General features: G+C 69.6%; 19 protein-coding genes and 5 pseudogenes. 11 read left to right on the forward strand and 13 right to left on the reverse strand.

All coding sequences use genetic code 11. From position 1 onward, the window contains the following. Positions 1-260: 260 nt before the first annotated feature. From ACTYVM_RS32885 to ACTYVM_RS32895, 3 genes and pseudogenes are all read left to right on the forward strand, one after another. A pseudogene (locus tag ACTYVM_RS32885) lies at positions 261-971 on the forward strand (helix-turn-helix domain-containing protein); the annotation flags it as partial. Beyond that, positions 961-1140, forward strand: a pseudogene (locus ACTYVM_RS32890) (telomere-protecting terminal protein Tpg); the annotation flags it as partial. The pseudogenes ACTYVM_RS32885 and ACTYVM_RS32890, both read left to right, overlap by 11 nt. Before the next feature lie 180 nt (positions 1141-1320). Continuing rightward, positions 1321-1611 carry a hypothetical protein gene (locus ACTYVM_RS32895; protein ID WP_445529482.1) on the forward strand — a complete coding sequence of 97 codons (291 nt, stop codon included), beginning with the start codon at positions 1321-1323 and terminating at the stop codon, positions 1609-1611. A 275-nt stretch (positions 1612-1886) separates the two neighbouring features. Here ACTYVM_RS32895 and ACTYVM_RS32900 read toward each other — a convergent pair whose 3' ends face one another. Further along, positions 1887-2771, reverse strand: a complete 885-nt coding sequence (locus tag ACTYVM_RS32900; protein WP_445529483.1) for a winged helix-turn-helix transcriptional regulator — start codon at positions 2769-2771, stop codon at positions 1887-1889. 130 nt (positions 2772-2901) lie between these two features. Between ACTYVM_RS32900 and ACTYVM_RS32905 the strand changes: the two genes are divergently transcribed. Further along, complete coding sequence (locus ACTYVM_RS32905) at positions 2902-4158, forward strand: MFS transporter (RefSeq protein WP_445529484.1); 1257 nt, start codon at positions 2902-2904, stop codon at positions 4156-4158. Between the two features lie 335 nt (positions 4159-4493). Here ACTYVM_RS32905 and ACTYVM_RS32910 read toward each other — a convergent pair whose 3' ends face one another. Beyond that, the gene (locus ACTYVM_RS32910) at positions 4494-5852 is read right to left on the reverse strand and encodes an FAD-dependent oxidoreductase (RefSeq protein WP_445529485.1); all 1359 of its coding nucleotides are present in this window, start codon (positions 5850-5852) and stop codon (positions 4494-4496) included. A gap of 65 nt (positions 5853-5917) precedes the next feature. Continuing rightward, complete coding sequence (locus tag ACTYVM_RS32915) at positions 5918-6319, reverse strand: SpoIIE family protein phosphatase (RefSeq protein ID WP_445529486.1); 402 nt, start codon at positions 6317-6319, stop codon at positions 5918-5920. Between the two features lie 211 nt (positions 6320-6530). On the opposite strand from ACTYVM_RS32915, the gene ACTYVM_RS32920 reads away from it, so the two are divergent. Beyond that, positions 6531-6686 carry a DUF6131 family protein gene (locus ACTYVM_RS32920; protein ID WP_400036327.1) on the forward strand — a complete coding sequence of 52 codons (156 nt, stop codon included), beginning with the start codon at positions 6531-6533 and terminating at the stop codon, positions 6684-6686. A gap of 323 nt (positions 6687-7009) precedes the next feature. On the opposite strand, the gene ACTYVM_RS32925 is transcribed toward ACTYVM_RS32920, so the two are convergent. From ACTYVM_RS32925 to ACTYVM_RS32935, 3 genes and pseudogenes are all read right to left on the reverse strand, one after another. Then, positions 7010-7585, reverse strand: coding sequence for a hypothetical protein (locus ACTYVM_RS32925; protein ID WP_445529487.1), 576 nt, complete (start codon positions 7583-7585; stop codon positions 7010-7012). A gap of 77 nt (positions 7586-7662) precedes the next feature. Beyond that, positions 7663-8309 (reverse strand): annotated as a pseudogene (locus tag ACTYVM_RS32930) (transposase). Between the two features lie 7 nt (positions 8310-8316). After that, entirely contained in the window at positions 8317-8655 is a 339-nt protein-coding gene (locus tag ACTYVM_RS32935; protein ID WP_445529488.1) for a hypothetical protein, read from the reverse strand. A gap of 338 nt (positions 8656-8993) precedes the next feature. On the opposite strand from ACTYVM_RS32935, the gene ACTYVM_RS32940 reads away from it, so the two are divergent. Next, complete coding sequence (locus ACTYVM_RS32940; protein WP_376653126.1) at positions 8994-9332, forward strand: hypothetical protein; 339 nt, start codon at positions 8994-8996, stop codon at positions 9330-9332. Positions 9333-9932: 600 nt separating this feature from the next. On the opposite strand, the gene ACTYVM_RS32945 is transcribed toward ACTYVM_RS32940, so the two are convergent. From ACTYVM_RS32945 to ACTYVM_RS32960, 4 genes and pseudogenes are all read right to left on the reverse strand, one after another. Beyond that, the gene (locus tag ACTYVM_RS32945; protein WP_445529489.1) at positions 9933-10349 is read right to left on the reverse strand and encodes a hypothetical protein; all 417 of its coding nucleotides are present in this window, start codon (positions 10347-10349) and stop codon (positions 9933-9935) included. Positions 10350-10634: 285 nt separating this feature from the next. Then, the gene (locus ACTYVM_RS32950; protein ID WP_400036336.1) at positions 10635-11063 is read right to left on the reverse strand and encodes an ATP-binding protein; all 429 of its coding nucleotides are present in this window, start codon (positions 11061-11063) and stop codon (positions 10635-10637) included. A gap of 455 nt (positions 11064-11518) precedes the next feature. Continuing rightward, complete coding sequence (locus ACTYVM_RS32955; RefSeq protein WP_445529490.1) at positions 11519-12307, reverse strand: anti-sigma factor; 789 nt, start codon at positions 12305-12307, stop codon at positions 11519-11521. A 25-nt stretch (positions 12308-12332) separates the two neighbouring features. Beyond that, positions 12333-12835, reverse strand: a pseudogene (locus ACTYVM_RS32960) (sigma-70 family RNA polymerase sigma factor). 694 nt (positions 12836-13529) lie between these two features. Here ACTYVM_RS32960 and ACTYVM_RS32965 point away from each other — a divergent pair. The 4 genes from ACTYVM_RS32965 (at position 13530) to ACTYVM_RS32980 (ending at position 15582) form a co-directional block, all read left to right on the forward strand. Then, positions 13530-13826, forward strand: a complete 297-nt coding sequence (locus ACTYVM_RS32965; protein ID WP_445529491.1) for a plastocyanin/azurin family copper-binding protein — start codon at positions 13530-13532, stop codon at positions 13824-13826. Further along, positions 13823-14839 (forward strand): metallophosphoesterase family protein, encoded by a 1017-nt coding sequence (locus ACTYVM_RS32970; RefSeq protein WP_445529492.1) that lies wholly within the window; start codon positions 13823-13825, stop codon positions 14837-14839. The genes ACTYVM_RS32965 and ACTYVM_RS32970 overlap by 4 nt, the downstream gene beginning before the upstream one ends. Then, a complete protein-coding gene (locus ACTYVM_RS32975; protein ID WP_445529493.1) occupies positions 14836-15288 on the forward strand; it encodes a hypothetical protein in 453 nt (150 codons plus the stop codon). The genes ACTYVM_RS32970 and ACTYVM_RS32975 overlap by 4 nt, the downstream gene beginning before the upstream one ends. An 87-nt stretch (positions 15289-15375) precedes the next feature. After that, a complete protein-coding gene (locus ACTYVM_RS32980) occupies positions 15376-15582 on the forward strand; it encodes a hypothetical protein (protein ID WP_445529494.1) in 207 nt (68 codons plus the stop codon). 313 nt (positions 15583-15895) lie between these two features. On the opposite strand, the pseudogene ACTYVM_RS32985 reads toward ACTYVM_RS32980, so the two are convergent. Continuing rightward, positions 15896-16237 (reverse strand): annotated as a pseudogene (locus ACTYVM_RS32985) (hypothetical protein); the annotation flags it as partial. Positions 16238-16280: 43 nt separating this feature from the next. Between ACTYVM_RS32985 and ACTYVM_RS32990 the strand changes: the two are divergent. Beyond that, positions 16281-17534 (forward strand): SAVED domain-containing protein, encoded by a 1254-nt coding sequence (locus ACTYVM_RS32990; RefSeq protein ID WP_445529495.1) that lies wholly within the window; start codon positions 16281-16283, stop codon positions 17532-17534. 124 nt (positions 17535-17658) lie between these two features. Here ACTYVM_RS32990 and ACTYVM_RS32995 read toward each other — a convergent pair whose 3' ends face one another. Together ACTYVM_RS32995 and ACTYVM_RS33000 are read right to left on the reverse strand one after the other, a co-directional pair. After that, on the reverse strand, positions 17659-17838 hold the full coding sequence (locus ACTYVM_RS32995) for a hypothetical protein (RefSeq protein ID WP_364515454.1): 180 nt from the start codon (positions 17836-17838) through the stop codon (positions 17659-17661). 580 nt (positions 17839-18418) lie between these two features. Continuing rightward, the gene (locus ACTYVM_RS33000) at positions 18419-19993 is read right to left on the reverse strand and encodes a UvrD-helicase domain-containing protein (protein ID WP_445529496.1); all 1575 of its coding nucleotides are present in this window, start codon (positions 19991-19993) and stop codon (positions 18419-18421) included. Positions 19994-20416 lie beyond the last annotated feature (423 nt).

Raw genomic sequence — 20416 nt, forward strand, 5'->3', positions numbered from 1 at the left:
CCATCCAGGAGGTCAGCGGGCCACCGTAGTCGGTGCCGGCCAGCGGCCCCAGCCACTCCCGCCCGGCCTGCGCGAACCTCGCCCACCCCGTCTTCTACGCTGCTGCCAAGCCAGGGGCTCACCAAGCAACAACCACCACCGGGCTCTTGCCGGTCCTGGCCGCTGCCCAGCTTCACGAGATCACGACGCGAACGCTGTCCGTACGCGCTCCGTACGCGAAATGTGCGCTTCACGCTAGGGTCGGGGACAGGAGGTTCTGCATGTCCGAGCTGTTCGACGCGGTCGACGCGCTCATCGCGTCCCGTTCCCCGTTGCCGCCCCCGGCGGAGCGCAGGCGGCTGCGCCAGGCACATGGCCTGACGCTGGACGAGGTGGCCGCCGCACTGCGGGTGCGGCGGGCGACGGTCAGCGGCTGGGAGGCAGGCAGGACCGAGCCGCGGCCGCCGGAGCGTGACGCCTACGCCCGCATGCTCGAGCAACTCGCCCAGCTCTACCCCGCCGACCCCAACGCCGCGGCGCCCGCGACGGACACGGCGGTCCCCGAGACGCTTGCCGTCCCATCCGCTCCTGCGTCAACGAGAGCCGAACCGCCCAAAGCCCGCACCGAACCGCCCAAAGCCCGCACCGAACCCACAGGCCCGATCCTGGAGCCTGCGTCCGAGAACACCGCACTGCGCCCCGCCGCTGTACCGCATCCGGCGGCCGCGACCAGGCCGACATCGCGCCGCCCGCCCGCGCGGAAAGCCGCCCTCGCCGGCACCCCAGCCGGTAGCACCGATACGCGGTTCGAGAACGGTCCGCTCGTGGTCGTCGACGTCGACGCCGAGGGCCAGGCGTACGCGTACGGCGTCGGCGGCCTGGTCCTGAACGTGCCCGCCAAGACCATCCCGTCCCTGGTGGAGTGGGCTCTCAAGGAAGCGAAGCTCGGGCAGCCGAAGCTGTCGGGTCCGGGCAAGGACGCCGACCCGCTACGCCGCCCGCCTCTTCGATGCCCAGGAGCAGGGCGCCACCGAGCAGCGCCTCGAGGAGATCGCCGCCGAAGCGCTCAAGGACGTGTACTTCCAGGACAACGGCCGCCGCGCGGGCCGGCTGGAGGAGGTCCGCTTCACGGACATCGAGCACCTGGAGTTCGACCTGTAGCAGCCGCACCCCGAACAGCCCGCGAGCCCGGACCGAGTGACGACGCCCCGGCACCGCACCTGCCTTGGGCAACAGCTTCACGGGGCCGCCGGTGCTGAGCCTTCGAGCCGTGAACGCCCCGGTAATGCCGGTGAGTTGCCGATTTCATGGGCGTGCACCCAACTGATTATGATCTTGGTCATGACTGTGCAGAACCCTGACAAAACCCCTTCCCGTAAACAGAGACTTCAGGAGAGGCAGCGCCGTCAGTTGGCGGTGGTCGACACCGTGGACAAGGCCGAGGCCAAGGTCCGCAAGGCGGAGGTCGAACTGGCCGTGGCGGTCACTGAGGCAGTGCAGGTCTTCGGCGACGAGCAGTCCGCGTCCGAGGGACTCGACATGCCGGTCGAAGCCGTCCGGCGCTTCCTCGGCATGACACGGGACGAAACGGCCGGGAGCGACAACGGCGCCGAGGCCGAGGGCACATCCTGAGCTCGGCGTTCGTGGCGGGCCGTGGGGCGAGATCGGTGTCGAATCCCCGTACCGCCGCGGGCGACATCACCCGGAACGGGTCAGCCGCTGATCCGGCAAGCCGTCCGCGGGAGAGACCAGAGGGCCACCGGCCGTGCGGCAGGCACAGGATCGGCGGCCCGGGAGCCTCTCGCCCGCGCCCACCAGGTCGAGGACCGGCCTGGTCAAGACCGATCTGATTCACCCCCGTTGGCCCGGGAAAGGTGGGCGATGTGCCGTCGCCGCGCCCGCGCCCGTCAGCTCCCCGCCGCCACCCGCCGTACCACCGCCAGCGCCTCGCGCACTGCCCCCGGGATGTCCGTCACCGGGAAGCGCGCCTGGCGCACCACGCGGTTGCGGTCCACCACCAGTACCGCCCGCTTCAGCCGCAGTGCCTGCCCGGCGCGGAACACCGGCAGCCGCAGAGCGGCGGCGAGGCGCAGGTCGACGTCTGAGAGCAGAACGAAGGGGATGCCCTCCTCGACCGCGAACACCCGCTGCTCATCCGGGCGTTGCGTACTCACGCCGCGCACCTCGGCGCCCGCCGCGCGGAAGTCGTCGTACGCGTCCCGGAACAGCCGGTTCTCCAGCGTGCAGCCGATGGCACCCGGGATGTCGGCCCAGTCGTCCGGCAACGGGCCCGGGCGACCGGTTGCCGGGTAGCAGAACAGGACGGTGGCCGCAGCCTCGGCCACCGGGTCCAGCGGCTCACCGTCCCAGTGCCCCGGCAACTCGAGGCGCGGCAGCCGCTCGCCCAACAGGCCCGCCACCCGCCGCGCCTCGGCACTCTCCTCGTCGGCCGTGCCGCTCAGCGAGCCGTTGCCGAGCAGCCAGCGGTCCGCCCAGTCCTGCATCGAGAGCAGCACGGGCAGCAGCCCCCGCCCGCTCTCCGTCAGCCGGTACTCGTAGCGCACCGGGCCGGTGTGATACGGAACCTTCTCCAGGACGTCCGCCTCCACCAGGTGCGCAAGGCGCTCGGTCAGCACCTTGCGGGAGATTCCCAACTCCTCCTGGAGCGCGTCGAACCGGTGGTGCCCGCGTGCGGTCTCCCGCACCAGGAGCAGGCTCCACCAATCGCCGACCACCGCCGCCGCCTGCGCGATCGCACACGCGGCGTCCCGCTCGGGCACCGACCTGACCATGGGTCTCCCGTCTTCCGGATACAACGTCCCGTCTTCGAAACCATCTTGCGCCATGCGGTCAGTTCCCGATAGGAACTCAATCGCAACCAGGTAAGTTCCCATGAGAGACTCACTGGAGGGTGGGCGTCGCATGAGCGAGACACCGACGGTCCCGGAGCACGATCGCCGCAGCACCCACCACGCGACCTCGCCCCCGGTCGTCTTCTGGCGCTACTGGACCGCCGCCACCGTCAGCAACGCGGGCACCGCCGTCACCGCCCTCGCCCTCCCCCTGGTCGCCCTCACCGTCCTCGACGCCACCGCCCTCCAGGCCGCCCTGCTCGCCGCCGCCGGACAGATCTCCTGGCTGCTGCTCAGCCTCCCGGCCGGAGTGATCGCCCAGCGCGTCCCGCTCCGCCGCCTCCAGGTCACCCTCGATCTCGTACGGTTCGTCGCCGTCGGATCCCTCCCGCTCGCCTGGTGGCTCGACCGGCTCAGCTACCCGCACCTGTTGCTCGCCGCTCTGGTCACCGGCGCCGCGACCGTACTCTTCGACATCGGCAACTCGACCTTTCTGCCCGCCATCGTCCCGAACCGACAACTCGCCGCCCGCAACAGCCTGATGTCCGGCACACACGCCGTCACCGAGACCGCAGGGCCCTCCGGGGGCGGCCTCCTCGTGCACGCCGCGGGCCCGGTCGGCGCGCTCCTCGTGGACGCGGCCAGCTACCTGCTCTCCGCCGTGCTGCTGCGTACCCTGCCCGAGCGCCGTCCCGCCTCCCGCACCGGCGACGGCGCCCTCCGGCTGATCCGCGAGGGCTGGACGTACGTGACACGGCACCCAGTGATGCTGCCCTGCATGCTCTGGGCCACCGCCACCAACTTCGTCTGCGCCGCCCTGGTCGCCCTCACGCCCCTCTACCTGGTCCGTGAGGCCGGACTGACGCCCGTACAACTCGGCCTCGTGCTCGCCACGGACGGAATCGGCGCGCTCGCCGGATCCGCCGTGGCGGTCCGACTGACCCGACGGTTCGGCACCGCCCGGGGACTCGTCGGGACCGCGCTGGCCGGCGGTACTGCCGCCCTGCTGGCCCCGCTGACCACGTCCGCAGCCAACACGTACTGGTTCGCCCTGGGCAACGCCGGCTTCGCCTTCGGCGTCGTCATCGGGTCGATCACCACCCGCACCCACCGCCAGGCCGAGTCCCCGCCTGAGCTCCTCTCCCGTGTCATGGCCACCGTCCGCTTCGTCTCCTGGGGCGCCCAACCGCTCGGCGCCCTCATCGCCGGCCTGCTCGCCACCTACGCGGGGACGCACGCGGCCCTGTGGACGGTGTGCACAGCCGCGCTCCTGCCGCCGCTGTACCTGCTCACGGTCCCGGTGGGCCGCCGCCGGGACCTCGCCTGACACCAAACACCCCAGGCCGGGCCGGCAGCGCAGGCTTTCGGGGGTGGGTAGAGCCGGCATCGGCGACGGGCGGCGCCGTCGTCGACTTCGACGGTGGTCGCCGGTTGGCACCGGGCACGTTTCGGACGGTCCGTCACCGTGCCGTCCGACGGTACCGGGGAGGTGATCCACTGGCCGTCGTCCCGGCGAGGGGCTGGTTCGGCGGGCCACACCCCGCTCCATGTTCTTCACCATGTGTCGAAGATCGCGCAGCGTGGTCCGGTCAATGACGGTGGCCTGCTGCTGATCGGCACCGAGCTGTGTATCGGCTGGTTGCCGTCAGCGGCCGGCTTCGCTCAGATTCCCGGTTCCTCTGGTGCCGTCGGCGGCTCGGTGGGCGTCGGGGCGGGCGGGCGGAGGAGGACGGCCCGGGCCACGGGCGGGGTGAACAGGGCGGCGACGGGCGTGCGGAGGGTCAGTACGGAGCGGAAGGCGGGCCCGACTACAGGGTCGCCGGGGTAGCGCTCCAGGACGCGCTGCAAGTACCAGTCGGCGACGCGGTCCGCAGCTCCGGCGGCTGCCGCAGTGCCCACCGCGCCCGGCATGTTGCGGTCCGCTCCGGCGGAGATGTCCCACGCCTGCCGGGACGCGGCGAGCAGTGCCCGCTGCACGCGCCGCGTCGTGGGGGTCCGGCGCGGATCGGCCAGTGCGTCACGCAGGGCGAGGGCGCTCATCGCGGCGACGGCCATGCCCTGCCCGTAGATCGGGTTGAACGCGCACAGAGCGTCGCCGGTGGCGAGGAATCCGGCAGGGCGACGGCCGGGCAGATCGTAGCGGCGGCGAATGTTCGAGGTCCGACGATGGCCGAACGCCGGTGAGAGAGGTTCGGCCTCGTCCAGCCACTGGTGCAGGAGCGGATGCGGCAGCCGCTTCTTGGCGTACGTCACGAACTCGTCGTCGCCCGTGGGCGGCTCGTCACCGCGCAGCCCCGAGACGACGACCAGGTGGGTGCCGTCCTCCAAGGGCAGCGCACCACCGCCGTGGACCTGGGCGGGACTGGGGTAGACGTAGTAGCCGCAAGTGTCGCCGTCGAGGACGCCGCTCCTGCCGCGGTAGACGCGGGAGGCGTACGCGAGACCTGTGTCGATGGTCTCCTCGTGTGGGGACTCGGCCCCGATCGCCGTGAGCCACTGCCGGGCCTTCGTGCCCCTGCCGGAGGCATCGACGACCAGGTCGGCCTCGAGGGCCCGTTGCTCCCCTCGGGCATCGCCGGAGCGGTCCTGCAGCAGCACGCCCCGCACGCGCGAGGCGTCACCGAGGAGCCCGACGGCATCGGCCCCCTCCACCACGCTGATCACCGGATCGGCGAGGACGCGCCGTCGCACCAGTTCCTCCAGTTGCGCGCGGGAACCCGTGTAGATGTGCGTCGTCGCGGGCAGCCGCCGGAACCAGCGCCCGTCCTGCCTCTGCACCATGTCCGACGGCATGCCCACACGGGGCGCACCCGCCGCCCGCAGCTGTGCCAGGAAGCCCGGCAGCAGCGACTCCAGGGCCACCTGCCCACCCTCCAGCAGGACATGCGGATGCCGGCCCTGCGGTACACCGGGCCGCGCCATCGTGCCGTCCGGGAACCGGTCGCGCTCCACGACGGTCACCCGGTCGGCGTGCTCGGCGAGGACCTGCGCCGCGAGCAGCCCCGCAAGGCTTCCGCCCACGACGACCGCATGCCGAGCGCCCCGCCCGCCGCCCCCACTCCAACGCCCCGTCCTTCCCGTAGATTTCACTGATGCGCCCCCTGGTCGCCCCGTCGTCGGAAGACACCAGTATCCCGCTCCACAGGGCGCGTTGGCCGCGTTCCGGCGCTTCCCGCGACCCGATGGCCAGGAATCCGCATCTCAACCGGCAGATCGCCCTGTGCGGGTCCTTCACCCGTTGGTGTGAGATCTCTGGCCGACACCTCACACCGCCAGCCGATGCTCCAGGCCTCTGCCGGCCGGAGGGCGGTTTTGCCCAGTGCACGTGCGGCGACACGCAGCCGGCCCGTGACCGCGGCCGAGGCCATGGAAGTGCCCATGACGTCGCCGACGACCAGGGCGACCCGCAGCTCCCCGGCGGTCGCACCCTGCACGACCCGCGCCCCGGCGAAGCGCGCAACCGTGGCGGCAACGGCGAACGCCACCACCCCAAGGTGCCCAGGGCAGCGCCACGCACGTCATCACGGTCATGCCTGAGGCCTTCTGCCCCGTACGCACGAGGGTGAACCGATGGGAGCAGGGCGCCGCCAGCAGGCCAGGCGTGGGCGGTCCGCGGGTTCCGCGCGAGATGGGCCTACATCATAAGTAACCGGGCATATGGACGGTATTACTCCTCCTCCTGGAAGATCGGAGGCCCCGGTGATTGCGCTCGGAGTCATCCTCCTCATCCTCGGTTTCGTGTTCGGCATCTCCATCCTGTGGACCATCGGGATCGTGCTGCTGGTGATCGGTGCCATCCTGTGGGTCCTCGGAGCACTCGGACACGCTGTCGGCGGACGACGTCACTACTGGTGATCGCCGGTGGACCGCCCAAGGCACCCTCGCAGCTGGCGACTTGACGAAATCCCTACGGCCTCAGAGGGTGCCGACGTTGGCGAGACCTGCGGCATTCCTGGCGTCACCTCAGCACGCCTCAGTGGGGGCGGGATCGACGCCCGGGTGTGCACGGTTGAGCTGCTGCCCGAGAAGGCGGCGAGCCTCGTAGGGCTGCCGCCGCTGACCGGTGCGTGCCCACCCACTTACGGAAACTCGCTTTCTGGGCCACCTGGTGTTCCCGAAGCTGAATACCCAGCATCCCCGCACTCCTCCTCTGCCTTCTCATCCCCTCGCTTCGGAAATCACAGGGACGGCGTGAAGGGCGGGACGGACACCGTGCCGTCCTCACCCACGACGATCCGCTCGGCAAGCTGGGCCAGGACCTGAGAGGGGCGCAGCCCCGCCCGGTCCGCCATCACCTGGATCAGCCGACTGGACGCGGCGGACAGCCAGACCTCCGCTCGCAACTCATCCGCTCCCTCCCGCCGCCGTTCCCCGAAGGCGGCCTGTGGCGCAAGAGCACCAGCAAACCGTTCCTCACGCTCGCGAGCCCACACCGAGCCCTGAGCATCCCGTTCCGGCTCGTACACGCTCCAACCGACCGCAGTCATCAAGTCCCTGACGCGCCGCCACTCAGCATGCTTGGCCAGCCAGATGGCAGCCAGCCGCTCCCGATCCATCTCGAACTCGTAGAAGGAACCGTTCCCCCTCAACTGCTCCGCGGTTTCCCGCTCACGGACAGCGGCCTCCGCGATCTTCTCCGCAACGGCAGCGACGTCCAGGCCACTCGCCTGACGCCGGACCTGATCCCGCGCCACGTCCTGAGCACTCCACATGAGCTTTCCCTTTTCCGGAAGCGCGGGCATCTGGACCCGCATCTGACAAATCCGTTAACGATCACTAAGTGCTGTCCCGTAAATGATCTACGCCATGCATGACCAGCGTCGTTTCCCGGTCACCCGGCGAGGGTGAGGTTGTGCAGGCGGGCGATGCCGAGCATGGCGTGGTGGACACCGTTGCCTTTCAGGCGGCAGTCGCGGAGGATCTTCCAGGTCTTCATGCGGGCGAAGGTGTGCTCGACGCGGGCGCGGACCCTTCGGTGGGAGCGGTGGTGTTCTTCTTTCCAGGCCGCAAGTTCGGTCTGACCGGGTTCGCGGCAGTGGGGGATGACCAGGCCGGTGCCGCGGTAGCCGCCGTCGGCGATGACCGTGGTGCGGCCGACGGCGTCCTTCGCGCCGGACAGCTCCCACGCCTTGCAGTCGTCGCGGTTGCCGGGCAGGGGCCGGCCGACGGCGACGACGAGCCGGGTGTCGGCGTTGATGACGACCTGGTGGTTGGTGGAGTACCGGTAGTTCTTCGACTGCTCGGCGACGGTGTGGTCGCGGGTGGGGACCAGGGAGCCGTCCACGTCAGGTTGGTCCGCCAGTACGCGGCAACCAGAAGCACCCGGTCTTCCAACGGCAGGCTCCACGGCCGGCCCTTGCGAACCGGGTCTACGCCCTCGCGCCGCAGCGCGGTGATCAGCTTGCCGAACTGCCGTGGGCTCAGTCCGCTGAACGGGGTTATCCAGGAAGGCTCTGACGCCGTGATCACACCGGTCACTCCGTGATCATTTCACTGCTTCGGGTTCTCTCCGCTCGAACGCGATGCGGCAGCGTTCGACCTGTTCGGCCACCTGCTCCATGAACCAGCGGATGATCTCGTAGGGGATGACGTGCTCGTCGTAGCTGTGGATGTGAACGGTCGGCTCCAGGCCAGGATCCTCGTCGGACATCACGGCCACCAGGAAGGCAGTTCCCGGCAGGTGTGTCTCTGCGTTGGGAACCTCAGCCCACGAGGCTGGCGCCGGGACGGCCTCGCTCAGCTCCACACACCAGGCATCGTCCGGCAAGGCGTAGTGGAACTGGAGGGCGTAGTGACGGCCTGCATGAACACGCAGCTCTGACATGTCCGCAGGCTGCCATAGCCGCCGTGTCAGAGTCTCGCCGATCGCCACGCTCCAGTGGTGGCCGGATTCGATAGCCGCAGGCCCCTCGCCGGCAAGGCTCTGCCGAAGCGGGGCGAGGAAGGGTGGCGGAAATGCGTCTGCGCATCGGCGTTCATGCCGCTGGCGGCGACTGCCGAACCGACCCGTTCCTTGAGGAAGGCGCCCGCCCGGTCGCAGCTCGTGCCACTCGTTGAGATCGTCGACCATGGCGGTGGCGGTCGCGAGGGTGGTGCGGACGTGGTCGAGCTTTCGTGCAAGAGCTGGTCAACTTGCGTTGATCCTATGGAACGATCACCGCCATGGAGATTCTTCGGTACGTGTTCCTCGTCTTCCACCTCTTCGGGTTTGCTGCGATCATGGGCGGCCTTTTCTACCAGCTGAGAGGGAAGGACCCGGTGACCGGCAGCTACATGCCGATCAGTGCGGTCGTTCAGCTGGTCACCGGTGCGGGACTCATATGGACCCGGACGTCCCTGGACCTTCCAGTGGACAACGCGAAGATGGGGGTGAAACTGGCCCTGGACGTCCTGGTAGCGGTGGCGGCGCTGGTGGGCATGCGCAACAAGCAGGCGTGGGCCTTCTACGCCGTTGGGACGTTCACGGCGGCCGCAGTCGTCGTGGCCGTCGCATGGAAGTAGTTCCCCAGCGGGCCTGTGCGCGCATTCGGAGCACGAACACGCCTCAGATTGGCCGATTCGTGAGGACGGACAGCACCTTGACCACGCGCTTCAACGTGCCACTGTAGGCCGCGAGGTCGGATAGGTTCTTGATCTGTGCCGCGGTCTCCTCGGCGGTCGGCTGCTCCTTAACCTCGATCTTGCATGAGGGTCCGTCAGCTTGCTGACGGACCCTCATGCAAGATCGAGGCTGGCGGCCGGGGGCCGGTCAAATGCGCGTATCGCCGTCGAGGTCCGCCTGTGACCTGCATGGCCACCTGCGCCGGCTGCCTGGCCCGCGGAGTGTGCGGGGGCGTTTGGGCCCGATGGAGGCTCAGTCGCTGCCCCTGGGAGCAACCACGTTCGGGTACCTGGAACAGCCGATGGGTCTTCGCGTTCGACCACGGTGCGTTCATCGGTTTTCCCTGGAGTGACCGTTCCTGTTGCAGACTGGCGCGGTGCGCACGCGTGGCTGTCGGGCGTGGAAGGCGAGGCGAGTGGAGTTGGCCGGCTGCTGCGGGGGCGTGCCGGGTGTTGTCCTTGCGGGTCATGTGTCCGTCTTCCTATCGGGTCGGGGGCGGTTCAGGTTGCAGGGCGCCCGGCGGCCGTCCAGGCGGCGTACTCCTGGCGGACGTAGAGGCGGCGGCTGGGGGCGAGCGTGATCGCGTCGGGGTGGAGCGGGCCGGCCACCAGGTTGGGATGGCGGCGGTCGTGCAGGAGGAGTTGCTCGGCGGTTTCTGCGGCGGCTGCGACCGGGCCGGGGCCGGGGTTATCCAGGGCCATCCGGTCCATGAGGACCGCCCGGCGTAGCCGCCAGGCGCGTTCGGCGGCCGTCGCGTCGACCGGGGGGCCGGTGACGGGCCTGGCCTCGCGGCCGTCGCGTTCGGCCCCGAGAGCGAGCACTCGGTGCATCTCGCGGCGCAGGTTTGGCGCATTCGCGTACGCCTCGTGCGGGGGCGGGGCGCTGATGCCCTCGCCGCTGTTCGGGGTGGCGTTCACCCTCACACCTCCGCCGGTTCGTAGGGGCCGGCGCCGCAGCGTTGACACAGCACCGTGTCGTGGTCGGGGTCGCCGTGATCGAGGGTCGATGGGTGTGCCGCGGACCGCATGGGAACCTGGGCCGGGCCCGGGCAGCCGTCGATGGGGCACAGCCTGTGGGTGGCGAAGGCCACTCGGTGGGGGCGTCGGGTGACCCGGCGCTGCCGCCCCTGGTGACTCGTCGCTGTGCTGCAGTGCCAGCACCGGCAGGGGGTCGCAGCTCCTCGTGCCGAACGTCCGGCCGGGTCATGGCGAGCACCTCAGGCAGGCGCGGACTTCGCGGCCGCTGCGTGTCTGGTGGACCTCGGTCGACTGTGCGAGGTGCTGGACGATGCCGGTGCCGCGGCCGTGCTCGTCCGGGGCGATGTCGGGGCGATGGCGCTCCACGGCCGTTCCGGAGTCACTGACCACGATGTTCAGGGTGCCGTGGTCGAGGACGAGCCGCAGGGTCATGTGCTCGCGGCCGTACTGGGCGGCGTTGGCTGCGAGTTCGTCGACGATGAGAACGGCGGACTCGCGCTCGCTCTTGGGAACACACCAGGTCTCCAGCAGATCGGCCGCGAGGTGACGAGCGGCGGAGACGTGTGCCTCCTGCGCGGGCAGGGTGAGCAGTGCCTCGTGGCGACAACGCCGGGAGAGCGGTGGGCTCGGGCGGGGGGAATCGGTTACGAACATGGTCTTCTGACTCTTCTGTGGATGTGCGGAGACCGGAACGTGGAGACTGCCAAGGCATTCGAAGAGGGGTCGGTATGCCGGATCCTGCATCGGAGTGTTCATTCAGTTCCACGGACGACGCATGCCGAACGGTTCGAGCAATTCACACCTTTTGCTCCACTTCCTGTGGGTCAGGTCAAGGTCGGTGGAAGGCTGACTCGTTCGCCTCGGTCAGGGGAGCCGAGGACACCGGTCGTCGGGTGGCCGGTGATCGGGGGACTTGCACGCCCCGGGCTGGGCACTTACGCGTCAAGTCGGCCAGGGGCTGGCCTTCTTCGCGGGAATCGGCGGCGAGGGCGACCGGTCCCACTGGTTCGGCGAGCGCAGGAGGGGAGCGGGCCGGAGTCTTGTAAACGACCGTGGTCCGGTGTGCCAGGAGCCCGCCTGACGCGGGGTCGGGCGGACTCCTGGCGATCTCACGCCCGCATGGTGACCAGCTTCTGACCGTTGCCGGCGACGATCTCGAAGTGCTCGATGGCACCCGGAGACATGGCAACCGCCCCTGGGATCGTGGTGCCGGGAGGGTACTCGCCCGCCCGCCAGGTGGCGCCGTCCGCCCTGGCCCCGCCGGGTCCGACCGCCTGCAGCCGGCAGGTGATCCCGGCAGGCGCCCCCTTGGCGGAGACCTGCAGGACGCTGCCCCAGGCAGAGGGCGAGACCTTCACCGAGGCGGAGACGTTGGTGGTGGGATCGCTTCCGGAGAAGGTGCGCGACGGAGCCGGGGTGGTCGGTCCGGGCGGCGTCGCCTCACTGACCACGGACCCGGTGGTCGCCAGCCAGGTGCCGCCGACCGCACCCGCGAGGAGCATCAGGGAGGCGGCGGCGCCCGCCAGTTGCAGCCGCCACGTCTTGCGGCGCCGGGCCGCGGCCTGCTGCAGCAGCCTCTCCAGTACCCCCGCCTCGCGTGCATGCGGCGCCCCGGCCGCGGCGGGCCGCGCGGGCGGAGAGCCCTGCGTGCTCTCAGTTGCCCGCGCCACCAGCCGATCGGCCAGGTCTCCGTCGGCAGCCGACATCGTCTGGCCTGCGGCTTCGGCCGCGGTCACCGTCGCCAGCAGTGCGGGCAGTCGCGCCAGCTGCGTGTGTTCCGCCTGGCACTCGGCGCATCCTGCGAGGTGGTCGCGCACCTGTTCCATCTCCGTCGGGGGCAGCGCGCCCAGGACGTATCCTCCCAGCGCCAGCCGGAGGGCGTCGTGCTCGGCACTCATGGTCGCCACCTCCTGCATCGCATGGTCATGACTCGATGCCCCGCTCCAGCAGCGCCAGCCTGAGGGCGTGCAGGGCGTAGTACGTCCGTGACTTCACGGTGCCCAGCGGAATGCCCAGCACATCGGCGGCCTCCGCCATGGTCCGGCCCCGGTAGTAGGTCTCCAGCAGGACCGCGCGGTGGTCCGGGGACAGCGTCCGGAAGGCGTCGGCAACTGCACAGCTCTGCAGTGCCTGCTCAATCTCGTCCTCTCCCGGTGTCTGCTCGGCGGCCCGCTCCAGTGCCTCGCCGCCGGCCTCGGCAGGCCTGGCCTGCCGAGGCCGGCGGGCGTCGACAACCAGGTGCCGAGCGACCGTGCACAGCCATGCCCGGGCCGGGCCTCGTGCGGGGTCGAAGGCGGCGGGATGCTGCCACGCTCGCAGCAACGTCTCCTGCACGACATCTCCTCCGCCCATTGCCGGTCTCCTGAGGTCAGTCGAAGCACGTAGTGGAGCAGGGGGCCCGCGTGCTCGGCGTACAGGGTGCGCAGCAGTTCCTCGTCCGTGTCCGAAAGCGTCCCTTTACCAGAGACACGGTCCGCGGAGCGATCCGGATCGGTCCTTGGGTCACGTTTTCGGGAACTCCAGGGCATAAGGCGATCATTGCGCGTATTTACTGGCTTGCCTTGTGATGCTCCGTATCGAAATGGTCACCCTCTGTGAGTACTGCCAGGACCGCGCGCGGGGCGCCGGAGGGCTGATCGATCTGCGGTGACCTGAAGAAAGTGTCATAAAAGCTGCGAATCGACCGAACCGTACGACCCCCGCCACCCGTGGAGTCAGACAAGAGCCGACATACGCGGCATCTCTCGCCCACGCCCAAGCCATTCTCGGCCCGCAGACGGGGAACTGCCGTATGCCGCCTGCGACTTCGCTTCGTCTGCGCACTCGGCCGGCGCACTGCCCATCTCAACCTGATCGTGAGGAACGAACAGCATGTACCCGCACCTTCGTACACCAGGCCGGCGATCACGCGCTGCGGCTGGGCTTGCCGTCGCCACCGTCGCCGCACTGGGGCTCCTGAGCGCATGCGGCCAGTCGTCGCACTCCTCGTCCCCCCATGCCGGTGCCATTACACCGGGACAGGGTCAGCACCAGACGGCCGGCATGCCCGGCGCCTCCGGACCGGGACACGCGGCGGGCTCCGCTCCCGGCGCCTCACCCATGCCCAGCATGACCATGCCCATGAGCCCTCCGAGCACCAGTAAGCCGACCGCGCCGGTGGCCGGGAGCGCCGTGGCGATCAAGAACTTCGCGTTCGCCCCGGCCACGCTGAAGGTCAAAGCGGGCACCACGGTGACCTGGACCAACCAGGACACCGACGCCCACACCGTCACCAGCGCCGGATCGGGCGGCCCGCTGCATTCGGCCGCCCTGGCCACTCACGCCACGTACAGCCACCGGTTCACACAGCCCGGCACCTACCACTACCTCTGCACCATCCATCCGTTCATGACCGCCACCGTGGAGGTGACCCGATGACCGAGTACCACGACCCTCACCAGGGATCACCGATCGGTGGCAACGAACCGCCCGTACCCGACGAACACGGCATGTCCCGACGCCAACTCCTCCGGCACGCAGGGTGGTTCGGCGGGGCCGTGGTGCTGACCGTGGCCGGCGGAGAAGTGATCAGCCACATCGCCGACAGCCGCGGCATCGCCGGGACCACCGCCGGAACCGCGGCCGCGGGAGCCGGCACGACGACGAGCGGCACACTGCGGTTCGTGCAGGTCTCCGACAGCCACATCGGCTTTCAGGGTCCGGCGAACATGGACGTGGCCGGCTCCTTCTCCGAAGCGATCCGCCAGGTCAACTCACTGGGTTTCCGACCCGACTTCGTCATGCATAGCGGCGATCTGACCCACCTGTCCACGTCCTCGCAGTTCGACCAGGTCAGGCAGATGATGACGGGGATGCGGACCGACCGCGTCTTCACCGTGCCCGGCGAGCACGACTCCATAGGCGACGCGGGCCGCGCCTACCGGCAGACCTTCGGCAACGGCACACTCGGCGACGGCTGGTACAGCTTCGACACCCACGGCGTGCACTTCATCGCCCTGGTCAACACCCTGAGCCTGGAGAAGCTCGGCCATCTCGGCAACGAGCAGATCGACTTCGTCCGCAGGGACCTCACGGGACTGCCGCCGGACACACCCATCGTGGTCTTCAGCCACATCCCCCTGTTCGCCATGTACCCGCAGTGGGGCTGGAGCACGGACGACGCCTTGCGCGTCATCGCGCTCCTGCGCCGCTTCTCCTCCGTCACCTGCCTCAACGGGCATGTCCACCAGCTGTTCACCAAGACGGACGGCAACATCACCTTCCACTCCGCCACCACCACGGCCTACCCGCTGCCCAAGCCCGGCCGGGCCCCCGCCCCGACTCCCCAGGTCGTACCCGCCCGGCAGCTCAAGGACGCACTCGGCATCCGCACCGTGGGCTACCGGCAGGGCGACCGAAACCTGGCGATCAAGGACGAGAGGCTGACATGACCCTCGGAAGACTCCTCGCCCCGGCCCTGCGAGTCGCGATCGCCGCCACGCTCGCCGGGAGCGGATACATCCACGCCCGCCTCTACATCGACGAGTACCGCTTCATCCATATCGTGGGCCCCCTGTTCCTGCTCCAGGCGAGTGTCTCCTTCGCGGTCGCCGCACTGCTGCTGATCGGGATGCCTCCACTGGTCAGGCTCGCCGCCGCGGGGGTGGCGCTGGGCGCCCTCGGCGGCTTCGCCGCCTCCCGCACCGTGGGCGTCTTCGGATTCACCGAACACGGCCTGCGGCCCGCCCCGCAGGCCCTGCTCAGCATCCTGGCCGAAACTGCCACGCTGCTGCTCCTCGCCATCCGGCAGGCAATCGTGACCGGACAACACCGCGCTGCCCGGCCTCCCCTCAAGGCACCTGTCCGGGACCAGGCCACCACCCGCACACCACCAAAGTGACGAACCAAGGAGATCTCCCCCATGCCACCGCAACCGCGACCAGCAACCGCCGGTCTGAGCCCACGCCTGCGCACACTGAGGGACACCGTGCGCGCCATACTCGGCCTTGACGACGACACCGCCGTCGTCATCCGCCAATTCACGTACACCGAGCCCGGCCACCCACCACTGGAAACCGTCGTCACCGTGCTCCCCATGGACGGCGAGGCCCACCGCTGGACACTCCACCGCCCCGCCGACCACATCACCGAGCACGACCTACGGGCCGCCCTGCTCCACCACCGGCGGAACTGACCGGAACTGTGCTGTCGCCCGGCCGTGTGCAGTCGGGCAGGGTCACGGAAGAAGCCGTCCCCTGGCGAGGGCAAGAGCTTCGCGTCGGAGGACGTGTCGGGCGCCCACAACCCGTCGCCGGAGTCCGACGACTGACGTCGGCTGTTCGCCAAGGACCCCTGACCACCATCACCACTGGCCAGGGAACGGGCTGGAGAGGGCTGGCACGGGCAGGGTTGGTTGGCGCGCTCGCGCCGGTCTCGGTGGGGATCGCCGGCGGATGATCGACTGTCACGGAGGAACCGCCGACCACGTTGGGGCCTGTGGATAACCCATCGGGATGGGCGACGACCGCGTCGACGGAGGCCGTGGTGCAGAGCGTGACGTCGACGGCCCGGCCCGGCTGGTGCCGAAGCTGACCTCGATCGACTGCGGGGAGCGGACCCATCCGAGCCGGACCATGCGGTCGAAGTCGGCACGGCGCACTCGGAGCCGGGTGGCAGCCCGCTCGGGTCCGAGCGGGATGTCGGCGGCGACCAGGTCCGCCAGGTCCTCGCGGCGGCAGACCTGGTCGACCTGGTCGGGGTGGTGCAGCGTCCCCGTCCGGGTTCGCGCTCAGGTCGACCAGGAGACCGCGGTCGACGAACCGGCGCACCACGAAGGCCGTCACATGCGCTCACCGATCACGTTCGGGGGATGCGGTTCGGCGTGACGGCGCGGTGTTCATCTCCTACCGGCAGTCGGATGGCTCCCCGCAGGCCGATTCGATCGAGAGCTTGCTCAGGGCCGCCGGTCTCGTCGTGTGGAGAGACCGTACCGACCTGCGCCCAGGCACGACGACCGATCGCCTCGAACAAGCCCTGACCACAGGGCTTTCAGCAGCCGTGCTCGTCGTGACACCGGAGATCGTCCACAGCGACATCATCCGAGAACGTGAGCTGCCTCGGCTGCTTCAACTGGACGAGGACCCCGCCTTCAGCCTGTGCATCGCGAATAAGATTGCCAGAGCGGGAAGCAATACACAGTGCGACTACGAGGCACCGGACCGACTCCTGAGACTCGCTCCCTCTCGGACCCTCGCCGACAAGAAGCAAAGCAACATGCTGCAGCCGTCCGGCGAGAGCGAGATCGTGCGGGACCTGCTGATGCACCGAGTCGAACAACGAAAGTCCGCCATCCGCAGCGAGAACCGCGCCTTCACGATCCGAGTACAGACCCGCCCCGCACCCTTCGCCATGGACGCGGGCGAGGACGACCTGCACATCCGCATCAGATCCGCCGGCGACGGACGTCTGCCCTCGCGCGAGGGACTCACACTCCTGCAGACCACGCTGCCCCTGATCAGCGACGCCGTGTACGCAGCCGATGCGAAAGCGGTACGCGTCTCCGGCGGAGCTCACCTGTCGGTAGCTCTGGCCTTGGGAGCCGCCCTGCCCGAGACCAAGATCGGCAATGTCGAGGTGGTCGATGCCCATGGCGCTCTGTGGACGTCCACAGAAGCTGGTGACGACCCGCTGACCAGCGAACTTCATACGCAACCAGTTGACCTCGAACAAGCGGATACGTGCGACAGCCACGACCGCATCGCGATCTTCATCAGCCTGACTGCCGCTCCAGATCGGACCGCCTTCGAGCAGCTCCTGCACGAGTCCAGCGACCGCTTCGCGGCGGCCGCCGTAGTCTCCGTCGTCGGCGAAGACCGACTCGACCCGCGCGAGGCCGCACGCCTCAGCGCGGCTGCCGCGCAACAGATCAAAGCGCTGGCCGCACGCAGCGGCCGTGCGGAGGTGCATCTCGCTTTCCACGGCCCGTACACGATGGCCCTACTCGTAGGGCGATACCTCAACACGCTGCGTACCGTCGTCTACGAGTGGGACGGCGCGACCCCTGGGAGGCCCCGCTACACCCCAGCTCTCGTGCTTGAGCCAGGTGTGACCGGCGGACCGATCACCCAGGTCCTGCTCGGCCAATAGGCGCGGCGATACACGCGCAGCGTGCCGACCGGTCTCGCTCCGGCGCGCACAAAAGAACCAGCGACCGAGCGCGAGAGCCCGCCAACCTCGGATGTCTCCATAACAACAGGGCCAGCAGAAGTCCTTACACCAGGTCGACGGGGGAGAGGCCGGGGCCGGCCGGTCTGAACCGGTCCGGTGCCCAGGCCGCGACGGGCGGCAGCGGCGGGGTGCCGCCGGTGGCACGGAACGCCTCGCGCGGGCCGACGATGTGCTCCTGGCCCAGGCGATGGGAGAGCAGAGCGTCGTCGAGGAGGTTGACCAAGCCGTCCTGACCGCCGTGACGCCCCGACAGACGACTGCAGTGCGCCGCCTGGGCCACCCTGAGCCTCCCCTCGTAGCGTGGAGCCGTGACAGCAGGGGAAGCCGTGGGGACTGCTCAGCAGCCGGTTGGCCGCGTTCGTTGAGGGAGGACCCCCACCCACGTGGGGAAGAACCAGGTGGTGACGCCGCCGGTGGTGCGGCCGTGGATAGACCCCTACTTACGTGGGGATGGCCCCTTGCTGACCTGCGAGGCCGACTTTATCGATAGAGAGTTTTACTCGTGTGGTCCGGGCGGCCGTCAGCAGTGCCTTCTGCCGGAGGGCAAGGCGGAGCACGCGAATAGGGCTGAACAGGCGGGTCGGCCACCGGCAGTGGCGTTGTCGGACGAGCCGCACCTCTCGGGTGGCAGCTTGCCCCGGCGGCTATGGACGCGGGCTGGTTAGTGGCTGTTGTCGGTGAGGGTTCCGCGATGCACGAGCTCGTCGGCAGTGCAGCCGCGTCGCTGTGCCATCGCGTGGAAAGTTTCCCGCTCGCGTTGCCAGGACAGGGCCCGGGCGGCTGCCGTCTGACGAATGTACTCATCAGCGGAAAGGCCCAGAGCAGCAGAGTGGGCGGCGATCGCCTCTCGCTCCGCAGACGTGAATGTCATCGTGTGGCCTCCTTTGGCCGGTGGGCCTGCTGCTCGGCGGGGAGCCGGGCGTTAGCCCCGCGCAGGTCATGACGCTACCCGTTGTGCGGGCTTCAGCCCGCGCTCGCTGCAGGGGGGGGTGGGTGTTGATCCAGGAGAGGCCGCCGAGGTCGAGGTGGTGGCGGGCGCGGGTGACGGCGACGTAGGCGAGGCGGGCGTCGGTGTCGCTGACGGGTTCCGGGATGGGGCGTCCTTGGGCGTCGTGCTGGTCGGTGTCCTTGGGCGGGGTGGAGACGGTGACGTCGGCGTGCTGTTCATCGGTGAGCTGGTCGACGGCGGTGAGGATGGCGTCTGGGCCGTGGGTGTCGACGAGGTCGATGAAGGGCTGGAGGTCGCGTCCTGCGGGGTCGTGGGCGGCGTAGTCCTGCAGTTCGCCCCAGGAGGCGAAGAGTACGAGTTCGGGGTGGGAGGTGCGGCGGCCGTCCTTGAGGTCGCGGGCCGCGAGGGCGAGCGCGGCCAGCTGCTGGCCGCCTCGGGTGAGGGCGACGCGGTGGCCGGCGGCGAGCAGGCGCATGACTTCGGCCATGGCGCCGATGTTGGTGCGGCACAGCACTACGTCCGGCCGGTCGAGGCTGCCGATGTCGGTGGGGATGGTGTCGCTGCCGGTCAGGCGGATGGGGGCGTCGGCGAGGGTGAGCCACCGGTTGGCCTCTTCGGCGATCAGGTGACCGAAGCGGAAGGAGCGGGTCAGGGTGAGGGGCGTGGCGTCGAAGCCGGTCATCACGTCCCGGGCGCCGCGCCAGCCGTAGATGGCCTGGGCGGAGTCGCCGACCATGACGAGCTGGGCGTGGCTGCGCTGGGCGGCGAAGACGTCTTCCAGGACCGGGTTGGTGTCCTGGGCCTCGTCGAGGAAGAGGAAGTCCGCTTCGATCTTCGGCTCGGTCAGGGCCCACATTTTCAGATAGTGGTCGTGTTCGAAACGGACCGCCCCCTGGTCGGGGTTGTGCAGGTCGGCCCAGGCCTTGGTTGCGAACGGCATGACCTCGTCGGCAAGTCGGGCATGGTCGCCGGGTGTGTCCAGGCCACGCAGTCGTGGCACATGGTGGCCGGTCAGGGTGCGGTCGGCGGAGTAGCAGTAGCGGGTGACGGTGCGCAGCACGGTGTGGGAGAGCGCGCGGGGGCCGATCTCGTGAGCACCGATGCGGACCGGACGCGTGATGCCGAGCGCCTGGCCGGTCTTCCACGCGGGCTGGCGGGGGCTGTTGAGGCGGCGGGTGTAGCGGTGACCGACGGCGGCGAAGGCTGTGGCGTGGGCGGTCTTGCACAGCACCGTGCGGGGGAAGCGGTCGGCGGCGTCCTGGGCGATGCTCTTGTTGAAAGCGAGGTAGCGGCCGCGGCGGTGGGTTCCGGCCGCGAGGAGGCCGAGGGTGCTGGTCTTCCCCGTCCCGGCGCCGGCCTGCAGGATGAGATGGTGACCGGCCCGGAAGGCGTCGGCAGCGTGCGCCTGTTCGTCGGTAGGCGTGTGCAACAAGAACTCCGCGAAAGAGAAGAAAAAGATCGAACGAGGGAAAGGGCGATGAGCGAGGTCTGCGGTGTTGACTGCCGTCCCGGCAAGGCCCAGCGCCCCAGATGCCGCTGCCGGGATGCAGCGGTGATGCCGGCTGTGCAGGATTCGGACCGTGCAGACCAGGACTTCCTCGACAGTGGGGGGGGCGGGCAGGCTCTCGAGCCGGTTCGCCGGGCGCCGAGCGCGTTCCTGCTCATACTGGGCAAGGTCCCCGGCAACGCACCGGCTGAGCGCATCCTGCGGACGCCGCCCGGGCCTGCAACGGCTCAAGGGGCCGAGAGCGATGTTGAGCAGGATCAGGCCGCGCCGGTTGGGGTAGTGCGTGGCCAGGATGCCGGTCGGCAACTGCGTGCCCCGTTGGTGCCGTGGCACGTGCAGGGCACC

The sequence above is a fragment of the Streptomyces cyslabdanicus genome (assembly GCF_052663305.1).

What these genes read in the sequence shown, in the direction of transcription:
- ACTYVM_RS32970 (WP_445529492.1), top strand. Translation starts at nt 13,823, where the DNA reads ATGACCGAGTACCACGACCCTCACCAGGGATCACCGATCGGTGGCAAC.
- ACTYVM_RS32895 (WP_445529482.1), top strand. Translation starts at nt 1,321, where the DNA reads ATGACTGTGCAGAACCCTGACAAAACCCCTTCCCGTAAACAGAGACTT.
- ACTYVM_RS32905 (WP_445529484.1), top strand. Translation starts at nt 2,902, where the DNA reads ATGAGCGAGACACCGACGGTCCCGGAGCACGATCGCCGCAGCACCCAC.
- ACTYVM_RS32940 (WP_376653126.1), top strand. Translation starts at nt 8,994, where the DNA reads ATGGAGATTCTTCGGTACGTGTTCCTCGTCTTCCACCTCTTCGGGTTT.
- ACTYVM_RS32925 (WP_445529487.1), bottom strand. Translation starts at nt 7,585, where the DNA reads ATGCGGGTCCAGATGCCCGCGCTTCCGGAAAAGGGAAAGCTCATGTGG.
- ACTYVM_RS32965 (WP_445529491.1), top strand. Translation starts at nt 13,530, where the DNA reads ATGAGCCCTCCGAGCACCAGTAAGCCGACCGCGCCGGTGGCCGGGAGC.
- ACTYVM_RS32900 (WP_445529483.1), bottom strand. Translation starts at nt 2,771, where the DNA reads ATGGTCAGGTCGGTGCCCGAGCGGGACGCCGCGTGTGCGATCGCGCAG.
- ACTYVM_RS32975 (WP_445529493.1), top strand. Translation starts at nt 14,836, where the DNA reads ATGACCCTCGGAAGACTCCTCGCCCCGGCCCTGCGAGTCGCGATCGCC.
- ACTYVM_RS32935 (WP_445529488.1), bottom strand. Translation starts at nt 8,655, where the DNA reads ATGTCAGAGCTGCGTGTTCATGCAGGCCGTCACTACGCCCTCCAGTTC.
- ACTYVM_RS32950 (WP_400036336.1), bottom strand. Translation starts at nt 11,063, where the DNA reads ATGTTCGTAACCGATTCCCCCCGCCCGAGCCCACCGCTCTCCCGGCGT.
- ACTYVM_RS32955 (WP_445529490.1), bottom strand. Translation starts at nt 12,307, where the DNA reads ATGAGTGCCGAGCACGACGCCCTCCGGCTGGCGCTGGGAGGATACGTC.